At 60.0% G+C, this 9,735-nt stretch carries 12 protein-coding genes and 1 tRNA gene; 4 read left to right on the top strand and 9 right to left on the bottom strand.

The genetic code is table 11. From position 1 onward, the window contains the following. Positions 1–405: hypothetical protein (locus FEM54_RS34050; RefSeq protein ID WP_205894413.1), on the top strand; the 405-nt coding region annotated here is incomplete at its 5' end. 399 nt (positions 406–804) lie between these two features. Then, the gene (locus FEM54_RS15390) at positions 805–1,053 is read left to right on the top strand and encodes a site-specific integrase (protein ID WP_205894412.1); all 249 of its coding nucleotides are present in this window, start codon (positions 805–807) and stop codon (positions 1,051–1,053) included. 116 nt (positions 1,054–1,169) lie between these two features. Here the strand turns inward: FEM54_RS15390 and FEM54_RS15385 are convergent. Beyond that, a tRNA-Ser gene (locus FEM54_RS15385) sits at positions 1,170–1,260 on the bottom strand. A 152-nt stretch (positions 1,261–1,412) separates the two neighbouring features. Here FEM54_RS15385 and FEM54_RS15380 point away from each other — a divergent pair. Further along, entirely contained in the window at positions 1,413–2,084 is a 672-nt protein-coding gene (locus tag FEM54_RS15380) for a Bax inhibitor-1/YccA family protein (protein ID WP_058419884.1), read from the top strand. 72 nt (positions 2,085–2,156) lie between these two features. On the opposite strand, the gene murB is transcribed toward FEM54_RS15380, so the two are convergent. From murB to FEM54_RS15340, 8 genes are all read right to left on the bottom strand, one after another. Beyond that, complete coding sequence (gene murB, locus FEM54_RS15375; protein ID WP_017136560.1) at positions 2,157–3,176, bottom strand: UDP-N-acetylmuramate dehydrogenase; 1,020 nt, start codon at positions 3,174–3,176, stop codon at positions 2,157–2,159. Next, positions 3,173–3,637, bottom strand: coding sequence for a low molecular weight protein-tyrosine-phosphatase (locus tag FEM54_RS15370; RefSeq protein WP_017136561.1), 465 nt, complete (start codon positions 3,635–3,637; stop codon positions 3,173–3,175). The genes murB and FEM54_RS15370 overlap by 4 nt, the downstream gene beginning before the upstream one ends. Beyond that, positions 3,637–4,401 carry a 3-deoxy-manno-octulosonate cytidylyltransferase gene (gene kdsB / locus FEM54_RS15365; RefSeq protein WP_138451745.1) on the bottom strand — a complete coding sequence of 255 codons (765 nt, stop codon included), beginning with the start codon at positions 4,399–4,401 and terminating at the stop codon, positions 3,637–3,639. The genes FEM54_RS15370 and kdsB overlap by 1 nt, the downstream gene beginning before the upstream one ends. After that, positions 4,398–4,583: a Trm112 family protein gene (locus tag FEM54_RS15360; RefSeq protein ID WP_003174668.1), complete on the bottom strand. Its 186-nt coding sequence runs from the start codon at positions 4,581–4,583 to the stop codon at positions 4,398–4,400. Before FEM54_RS15360 ends, kdsB begins: the two co-directional genes overlap by 4 nt. 23 nt (positions 4,584–4,606) lie before the next feature. Beyond that, entirely contained in the window at positions 4,607–5,617 is a 1,011-nt protein-coding gene (gene lpxK, locus FEM54_RS15355) for a tetraacyldisaccharide 4'-kinase (protein WP_099548010.1), read from the bottom strand. Further along, positions 5,617–6,045, bottom strand: a complete 429-nt coding sequence (locus FEM54_RS15350; RefSeq protein ID WP_017136564.1) for an ExbD/TolR family protein — start codon at positions 6,043–6,045, stop codon at positions 5,617–5,619. The genes lpxK and FEM54_RS15350 overlap by 1 nt, the downstream gene beginning before the upstream one ends. Next, on the bottom strand, positions 6,042–6,677 hold the full coding sequence (locus FEM54_RS15345) for a MotA/TolQ/ExbB proton channel family protein (RefSeq protein ID WP_016969293.1): 636 nt from the start codon (positions 6,675–6,677) through the stop codon (positions 6,042–6,044). The genes FEM54_RS15350 and FEM54_RS15345 overlap by 4 nt, the downstream gene beginning before the upstream one ends. 109 nt (positions 6,678–6,786) lie before the next feature. Next, entirely contained in the window at positions 6,787–9,012 is a 2,226-nt protein-coding gene (locus FEM54_RS15340; RefSeq protein WP_138451743.1) for a DNA internalization-related competence protein ComEC/Rec2, read from the bottom strand. A gap of 134 nt (positions 9,013–9,146) precedes the next feature. Here FEM54_RS15340 and FEM54_RS15335 point away from each other — a divergent pair, with 134 nt between their 5' ends. Next, positions 9,147–9,662 (top strand): DUF2062 domain-containing protein, encoded by a 516-nt coding sequence (locus FEM54_RS15335; RefSeq protein WP_017136567.1) that lies wholly within the window; start codon positions 9,147–9,149, stop codon positions 9,660–9,662. The last annotated feature ends 73 nt before the right edge of the window (positions 9,663–9,735 follow it).

Here is a 9,735-nt window from a genome sequence, read left to right as displayed (position 1 = left end):
CTCCTGGCCTGGGCTATCAACCTAACGGTTTGCGGAGCATTTTCAGGGCTTGGACAGAATAACTTCAACACTTTTTTCTACATCAATTTATTTAGCAGCGCGGCGCTCGTATATTTGATAGCAAATTCAAATCTGCAGTACACTTTTAAAAAGTCGGGAAAGCTGCTTGGCGACTTAGCCTATCCAATGTTTTTACTTCATTGGGTCGTCGGCTTCATCATGAGCTATCTCATGCTCGACGGTCAACGTCGGGGACTGCTGCTTGTAGCTGTCTCATTTTTACCGATACTGGTGGTTTCATACTGCCTATCATGGCTTGCCAATAGATGGCTGGAGCCGCTGCGAAACATTGTAAGAGGGCAAGCAACTACCACGAAACACTCGATTGCTACCGAGAGCTCTTAATAATTCGAGATAAACAATCAATGATGATCAGGTTGCGAAATCGCCGATCACAATATCCAGGGCGGCCTTGCGCTTTTGAGTCACATCATCTGAGATCACTCGGCCGCGTTCATACTTAGCAATCACCTGCCAGTCGGTGGCCTGCAGATAGATTACCGTTTCGGTGTAAGCTGACTCTGCGGCGATGTCGCCTGCTGTCTTCTTTTTTCCAGCGTTGAAAGATCAACCATTTTGACTGACTCCAAGTTTGGAAATTTTACAATCCCTTCAGTTACAAAAAAAAAAAAAGTTTGTTCGTCGGGTGCACGAATATAGGAAGGGCTATCCGACTGTACTGGGAGCTTCAATATCAGACACCAGTCTTCCAAATACCTATTGATCAACAAGCATGGAAAGAGAATGACGAAGGGCATGTTGCGCTTGCGCTGGGACAAGGCATGGGAGAAGGCACAGCAGAAAGCAATCGACCAGGGCGGCCCATCGCTGCCTGCGAAAATTGGCGGGGTTCAATTCCGTGATATCCGGCCTAAAGTGGCATCGGAAATCGTCGACATCGGCGACGCGAGCTTGCTGCTCGGCCATAGTAAACAGGAGATCACAAAGCGGGTTTACCGGAGGATTGGCGCGACCGCCAGGCCCTCCAAATAGGCAAAGTTTCGAAACTCCAAGCCGAAAGTTTCGGAACTCCTGCTGTTTGCCCAACTTCGCCGATCAAACCCCAGAAACGCAAAAGCCCCGCTTTCGCGGGGCTTTCGTGTAAATCTTGGCGGGAAACCAGGGATTCGAACCCTGGAGACGCTATTAACGTCCGCCGGTTTTCAAGACCGGTGCATTCAACCACTCTGCCAATTTCCCTTTTGCTTCACAGGATTATGATAGCCCATCCCGTGTCAGCGGGCGCCATAATACCCGAATGAAACACACTGTCAAACTCTTGCCATGGCTTGTTACAGAGCGTCTGTTATGATCCTTGCGACTGAATGTTTCAAAACTGAAGGAGTGTCGCCATGCGCGAACAGAATTACGCACTGAATGGTAACGCGCAGGCTGAGCAGCTTGAAGTCAGCCGCGTGTTGCGCAACACCTACGGCTTGCTCGCCCTTACCCTCGCGTTCAGCGGCGTAATGGCGTATGTGGCGCAGCAGATGCGCGTCGGCTACCCGAATATCTTTGTCGTGCTGATTGGTTTCTACGGTCTGTTCTTCCTGACCAACAAACTGCGTGACTCGGCCTGGGGCCTGGTGTCGGCGTTTGCCTTGACTGGTTTCATGGGCTTTATCCTTGGCCCGATCCTCAACCGTTACCTCGGCATGGCCGGCGGCGCGGAAGTGGTCAGCTCGGCATTTGCCATGACGGCCCTGGTGTTTGGTGGCCTGTCGGCCTACGTGCTGATCAGCCGTAAGGACATGAGCTTCCTGGGTGGCTTCATTACCGCAGGCTTCTTCGTGTTGCTGGCGGCAGTGGTTGCCGGCATGTTCTTCCAGATCAGCGGCTTGCAGCTGGCGATCAGCGCGGGTTTTGTGCTGTTCTCCTCCGTGTGCATCCTGTTCCAGACCAGCGCCATCATCCACGGCGGTGAGCGTAACTACATCATGGCGACCATCAGCCTGTATGTGTCGATCTACAACCTGTTCATCAGCCTGCTGCAGATCTTCGGCATCATGAGCCGCGATGACTGATTGCTAGCGCAATAAAAAATGCCCCGTATCGAAAGATACGGGGCATTTTTGTTTTCACGGGATTGCAAACGCTCAGTACTGGTTAGGTTCCATTTCCAGATCGACCTTGAAACGCTCAGCAATATCACGCTGGATGCGCAGTGCCAGGTTGGCAATGTCATGCCCAGTGGCCGCGCCATAGTTGACCAGCACCAGCGCCTGCAGTTTATGCACGCCGGCATCGCCGTCGCGAAAGCCTTTCCAGCCGGCTTTATCGATCAACCAGCCAGCGGCGAGCTTCATCTGCCCATCGGCCTGCGGGTATGCCACCAGATCCGGATACTGCGCCTTCAGCTCAGCCGCCAACACATGGGACACCAGTGGGTTTTTGAAGAAACTGCCGGCATTGCCCAGTTCTGCCGGGTCGGGCAGTTTTTCACGGCGGATGCTGCAAATGGCACGGCTGACATCACTCGGCGTCGCCTCAGTGATGCCCTGCCCGGCCAGGCGCTGCTGCACCGGGCCGTAGTCGAGCTTGAGGTGCCTGGCGCGGCTCAGGGCGAAACGCACACGCAGGATCAGCCAGCGCCCGGTTTCGTGCTTGAACAGGCTGTCACGGTAGGCGAAGTTGCATTCTTGCAGGCTGAAGTCGCGCAGTTCGCCGGTGTGGCGATCCAGTGCGGTGAGGCCGGCAAACACGTCCTTGATCTCCACACCGTAGGCGCCGATGTTCTGCATCGGCGCAGCACCGACGGTGCCTGGGATGAGGCTGAGGTTCTCGAGGCCGCAGAAGCCGTGTTCCAAGGTCCACACTACAAACGGGTGCCAGGCTTCGCCCGCTTCGGCTTCGACCACCACGTTTACACCGTCGTCCTGCAGCACCCGAACGCCCTGGGTGGCCATGCGCAACACCAACGCCTGGATATCCTGGGTCAACAGCAGGTTGCTGCCACCGCCGATCACCAACAGTGGTAATGACTGCGCCGTTGCATAGGCCAGGGCTTCACGCACATCGGCGTCGCTGCGGGCCTCGGCAAACCACTGGGCGCGCACGTCGATGCCAAAGCTGTTGAATGGCTTGAGCGATACCTGCGCAAGCACTTGCAAGGTCATAACCGCCCCTTCAATTCGATCACCAATAAATCACAGGCCCGCTCGATCAGGTCCAGAACCCGTTCGAAGCCTTGCTCGCCTTCGTAGTAAGGGTCTGGCACTTCGTCCACCTCGGCGTCATAGCGACGCAGGAACAAGTCCAGCTCGGCTTTACCTTGGCCAGGATGCAACGCCTTGAGGTTGCGCAGATTGCTGTGATCCATGGCCAGGATCAGGTCATATCGAGCAAAGTCTGCACGGGAAACCTGCTGGGCACGCTGGGCCGACAAGTCGTAACCGCGCACCAGCGCCGCGCGCTGGCTGCGCTGGTCCGGCGGGTTGCCGATGTGCCATTCACCCGTGCCGGCAGACGCCACTTCAACCTGGCCGGCCAACCCCGCTTCGCGCAATTTATGGCGCAGCACACCTTCGGCGGTGGGCGAGCGGCAGATATTACCCAGGCAGACGAACAGAACCTCCATCAGGCCCCCAGCAGGCGACGGACGCGCTCAAGGTCTTCCTGGGTGTCGACACCGGCTGGCGGCGCTTCCAGCGCATCGCCCACGTGGATACGCACGCCGTGCCACAGGGCACGCAACTGTTCCAGGGACTCGGTGTTTTCCAGCCAGCACGGCCCCCAGCTGACGAAGTCATGCAGGAAACCAGCGCGGTAGGCATAAATGCCGATATGGCGACGGTACGGTACGCACTGGGGCAATACGTCGGGCTGTTTGGCGAACGCATCCCGCGCCCAAGGCAGGGTCGAGCGACTGAAGGTCAGCGCAAGGCCATTGATATCGCTGACCACTTTGACCACGTTCGGGTTGAACAGGGTGTCGATGTCTTCGATCGGTTCGGCCAGGGTCGCCATACGCGCCTCGCCGTGGGCGGCCAGGTTGGCGGCGACCTGATCGATCACGCACGGCGGGATCAAGGGTTCGTCACCCTGCACATTGACCACGATCGCGTCGGGCGCCAACCCCAACTGCGTGGCGACTTCGGCCAGGCGGTCGGTGCCGGAATTGTGGTCTTCACGGGTCAGCACCGCTTCAGCACCGAAACCTTTGCAGGCTTCGATAATACGCGGGTCATCGGTGGCAACCACCACGCGTTCGGCGCTGCTTTTGCAGGCCTGTTCCCACACCAGCTGGATCATCGGCTTGTTGCCGATCAATTGCAGCGGCTTGCCCGGCAGGCGCGTGGAGGCGTAGCGCGAAGGAATGACAACGGTAAAGGCGGTGGTCATTTATCCAGGCGCTCATCGGTGGTCAGGGTACGGGCTTCGCTTTCCAGCATCACCGGGATGCCATCACGGATCGGATAAGCCAGGCCGGCGCCCTTGCTGATCAACTCGGTTTTATCGGCGCTGAGCTTGAGCGGGCCTTTGCAGATCGGGCAAGCGAGGATGTCGAGCAGTTTGGTGTCCATGAGTATTTCCTGGAAAAAGCGGTTTAAGGCAAAAGTCGGGCGGGCAGCAGGCGCATCAATTGCGTGTCGAACCAGGCCACAAACGCCGGTGACGGCAATGCATCCACTGCAAGGTACCACCAGTCGGGCTGGGCAAAGGCGCGGCACTTCACCGCGTCTTTTTCGGTCATCACCAACGGCAATGACGGTGTGAAATTCAACACCTCTGCGCTGTACGGCGCATGGTCGGCAAATGCATGGGGAATCGGCTGCCAGTGTAGCGTTTCGAGGGTATTGAAGAAACGTTGCGGGTTACCGATACCCGCGACGGCATGGACCCGCTGGCCGGCGGCAAAGTGCTCCACCGATTGGCGCTCACCGGTTTTCAAGTTGATGAGCGCCGTGGGTTGCAGGCGAAAGGCAAACCCATCCTCGCGATCGGCTCCGGCGCCGTTGTACAACAGCGCATCCACGCTATGCAGGCGTTCCACCGGTTCGCGCAAAGGCCCGGCTGGCAGGCAACGGCGGTTGCCCAAACCACGGGCGGCGTCGATCAGCACCAGTTCCAGGTCGCGGGCCAGGCGGTAATGCTGCAGGCCATCGTCGGAGAGGATCAGGTCAAGGGGTTCACTGGCCAGCAAGGCTTTGACGGCGCGGCTGCGGTCTGGATCGATCATCAGGGGTACGCCGCAGCGCTGAACGATCAGCAACGGCTCATCGCCCGCTACTTCGGCGCTATGGCTGGCCTCGACCCGCCACGGCAACTGCGGCGGCTTGGCACCATAGCCGCGGCTGACCACGCCGACCCGCAGGCCGCTGCGCCGGCAGTGTTCGATCAGCCACAGGATCAACGGCGTCTTGCCGGTGCCGCCGACGGTGATATTGCCCACCACCACCACAGGCACCGGCGGTTGGTAAATCTCACCCTCGCCCGCCAGGAAGCGCGCGCGTTTGCGCTGTACAACGTGACGGTACATAGATTCCAGCGGCCGCAACAGTACGAGTGCCGGATGGCCCTCGTACCACGCCTTGAGCAAACGATCGGACATAGCCATCAGGGCGGGCTCGCCGCCTCGACGGTGGTCATGCGCAGGTGGCTGAAGCCCAGCTTGCCGGCGGCGTCCATGGCGGTGATCACGGCTTGGTGCTGGGTTTTGCCGTCAGCGCTGATGGAAAGCGGCATATTGGTATCGCCGCCGGACTCTTTCTGCAGGGCATCCATCAGGCTGGCAAGGTCATTTTTTTCGAGCAATTGGTTATTTACCGAAAACACCCCGTCGGCGCTGATGGCAATGTCCAGCTGCTTAATTTCCTGGTCTTCGGCCGGTGAGCCACTCACTGCTTCGGGTAAATCAACGCGCAGTTGGGTTTCGCGGGTGAAGGTGGTAGTCACGACAAAAAACAGCAGCAGGATAAAGACCACGTCGATCAGCGACGCCAGGTTGATATCAACATTCTCCCGTTGCTTGCGGCGAAATTTCACGCTCGACCCTCAACGAAATCGACATCACGATCGCCCTGCACCACTTCCACCAGCTTGATGGCTTCCTGCTCCATGCCGACCACCAGTTCATCGATGCGACGCTGCAGGAAGCGGTGGAAAAACACCGACGGAATACCGACCATCAGGCCGGCTGCCGTGGTGATCAAGGCCTTGGAAATACCACCGGCCAAGACGGCAGCGTTGGTGGTCATGCCTGAACCCATGAACGAGCTGAAAATGTCGATCATGCCCAGCACCGTGCCCAGCAAACCAAGCAACGGCGCCATGGCTGCGATGGTGCCGAGCGCATTGATATAGCGCTCCATTTCGTGGATGACGCGGGCAGCGGCCTCTTCGATGCATTCTTTCATGATCTCGCGACCATGTTTGGAATTGGCGAGGCCCGCTGCGAGGATTTCACCCAACGGCGAGTTGGCGCGTAACTCCTTGAGTTTTTCTTTATCCAGCTGTTTGTTCTTGATCCAGCCCCACACCTGCCCCAGCAGATGCTCGGGGGTTATGCGACTGGCGCGCAGGGTCCACAAACGTTCGGCAACGATGCCGAGTGCGGCGATGGAGCTCAAGATAATCGGCAACATCATCCAGCCGCCGGATTTGACCAATTCCCACACAGTGAATGTCCCCTCGAAAAAGTGCGCCACTTTACCATATAGGTTCACCGGCGTGGTTCGCAGGCGCCAGGCCCGCCTGTCGCAGGCCCAGGTGTTTGGTAAGCCTGTATTACGGTAACGCTTCGCGCCAGAATCGCCGTTGACTGCGCGCAACAACCGGTGCTCTAAAACTGCCCAGGTGCACACGCACGGCACCTTGCTCGGCGCTGTCGTAGACCCGGCTGCCCAGCGCCTGGTAACGCGCCATCACCTGCGGATGGGGATGCCCGAATGCGTTGCCACGGCCGCGGGAAATCAGCACCGACTTGGGCGCAAGCCGCTGTAAAAACGCCCAGGACGAGGAACTGCGACTGCCATGGTGCGGCGCTTGCAGCCAATCGGTCGGCACCGCCAAGGGCGAAGCGAGAAAGGCTGTTTCAGCCGCCTCATCAATATCACCCGTCAGTAGCAACCGCTCGCCACGGGCCTGTACCTGCAAGACGCAGGATTTCGGATTGCTGCTGGTGGCGCCAGGCCATCGCCACAACTCGAATGACACGCCATCCCACTCCCAGCGCTCGCCATTGTTACAGGGCTGGGCGGCGAGAAAAGCCGGCAGCCCTTCGGTCTCTCCGCCGATAACCCTTCCGACGGGCAGCACACGGGCAACCGCTGCGGCACCGCCGGCATGGTCAGCGTGAGCGTGGCTGATCACCATCGCGTCCAACGCCGCCACCCCACCCTTTTGCAGGGATGGCAGCACCACGCGCGCGCCCAGGTCAACCACCCCCGAGCGCGGGCCTGCGTCGTAGAGCATGGCGTGATGGCGCGTGCGCAGGATCACCGCCTGCCCCTGGCCGACATCCAATTGCACCACCTCCACCTGCCCGTACGGCACCAATGGTTTAGGGGCAAAGACGGCCAACAGCAGCATCGGCCAGCCCAGCAGCCGCAATGGCACGCCTTTGGGCAAGAGCAAGAGCACCGCGCCCGTGACGCTGATCAACCAATAACCCAACGGCACGTCGGCGGGCACCCACGCTGCGCGCAGCCCGGCCAGTAGCGCCAAGCCTGTGAACAGGCCATCCAACGCGCCACCGGCCAGCCACAACAAGCCCTCTCCCACCCACGGTACCGCCAACAGTACAGTGCCCAGCAGTGCCAACGGCAGCACCACCAGGCTGATCCACGGCACGGCAAACAGATTGGCCACCGGCGCACTGAGGCTGATGGGCAACCCCAGCACCAGCAGCACCGGAAACAAACCAATGGCGATCAGCCATTGGGGCCGGGTCCACGCCTGCCAGACGCTCCACGCGCCCAAACGCCCGCTGAATGCCAGCACCAGCACGGCCACGGCGGCAAACGACAACCAGAACCCTGGCTGCAAGCTGGCCAGCGGCTCCAGCACCAGCACGGCATTGAACGCTAGTAATAACGGCCACCACACACCCAAGTGGCGAAACCGCAAACGCCACAGCAGCACCAACCCGACCATCACGCAGGCCCGCTGCACGGGCACACCGAACCCCGCCAGCAGGCCATACCCTAGCGCGGCAGTAAATGCCAGGCCGCAGGCCCACGGCAGCCAGGGCAAGGCGCGGGGCCAGCAACCATAGCGCGCCAGCCCGGCCACCAGCGCGTAGATCAAACCGGCCAGCAAGCCAATGTGCTGGCCGGAAATCACCAGCAGGTGCACCGTGCCGGTGTCCTGCAACACCCGCCAATCCTCGGTTGCCAACCCCGAGCCGTCGCCCAGCACCAAGGCTGCCAGCCCCGCCTCGCGGCCCTGAGCATCCACCGCCAGCAGGCGCTGGCGGACGCTGTCACGCCAGGCATGGCGAGCCGGCGCCAGGCGTTGGCCATCTTTCACCGAGCCGGTGGCACCGATGCGCTGGGCCAGCAGCCAGGCCTCGTAGTCAAACCCCTGGAAATTGAGCAGGCCCGCCGGCCGCTTGAGCGTGACCGCCAGACGCCAGCGCTCGCCGCTGTTAACCTGCGGGCCGTTATGCCAGGACAGGCGGATACGCTTGGGCAGCCGGCCCTTGCGTGACCGGCTGTCGGTCAGTTCGAAGCGCACGCCGGTGCTGGTGTTTTGCGGCAACCCGATGACGCGCCCCTCAACCCAGCGAGTCTGACCGTCCAGAGCCGGCCTTAATCGGTCGTCCAACGCCCATTGCGCGCTCATGCACGCCCAGCTCACGCCCAACAGCAAAAACGCCAGCGGATAGGTACGAAACGGCAGCAACATCAAGGCCACTACCAACATGGCCAGCAGCCACGCGGTGGCGGGCAATGCGGGTAAAAATCGCAGCGACAACAAGCCCATTCCGAACGCGAACATCCCTGTTCTCATGAATCATCCTTTTCAAGTGATCCACTAGTCTTAGTCGGATACCCCGCGCGGCCTCTGATGTTTTGTCACAAAGTCTGAATTTTCTGTTTATAGAATGCGGGCATACTTACCCCTCGAACTGACCTGGACCCCTTATGCCCCGGCGCTTATTCAAACGGTACATGCCCGACCCCACGAGTATCCGGGAACACAAGTCCTTACGATTTCTCGGCACGTTGTTGCATGACCCCAACCTCTGGCACCTGAACCGCCATTCCGTCGCCCGCGCCATGGCAGTGGGCCTGTTCGCGGCGTTTATCCCGATTCCGTTGCAGATGTTATTGGCGGCGGTGCTAGCGATCGCTGTGCGCGGGAATATGCCGATTGCCGTGAGCCTGGTGTGGCTGACCAACCCGATCACCATGCCGGTGGTGTTCTTCTGCACCTACCTGACCGGCGCCTGGCTGATGAACACGCCGCCGCGCAGCCTGCCCGACAACCTGACCTGGGAGTGGATCAGCAGCCAACTGGGCACACTGTGGCAGCCGTTCCTGTTGGGTTCCGTGGTGTGCGGGCTGGTGCTGGCCGCGCTGGCCTACTGCCTGACGATGGGTTACTGGCGCTGGTGGGTCGCGCACCAGTGGAAGAAGCGCAAACAACGACGCACCTGACAGCTAGCGCGCTGGCAGCCGCAGGTGCACGCACAAACCTTGCGCGCTGTTCTGAGCCCACAACGTCCCACCC

This window comes from Pseudomonas edaphica (assembly GCF_005863185.1).
Classification (GTDB): domain Bacteria; phylum Pseudomonadota; class Gammaproteobacteria; order Pseudomonadales; family Pseudomonadaceae; genus Aquipseudomonas; species Aquipseudomonas edaphica.
The sequence above is the reverse complement of the archived record's forward strand: the minus strand, read 5'-3'. Positions and strand labels throughout refer to the sequence as shown.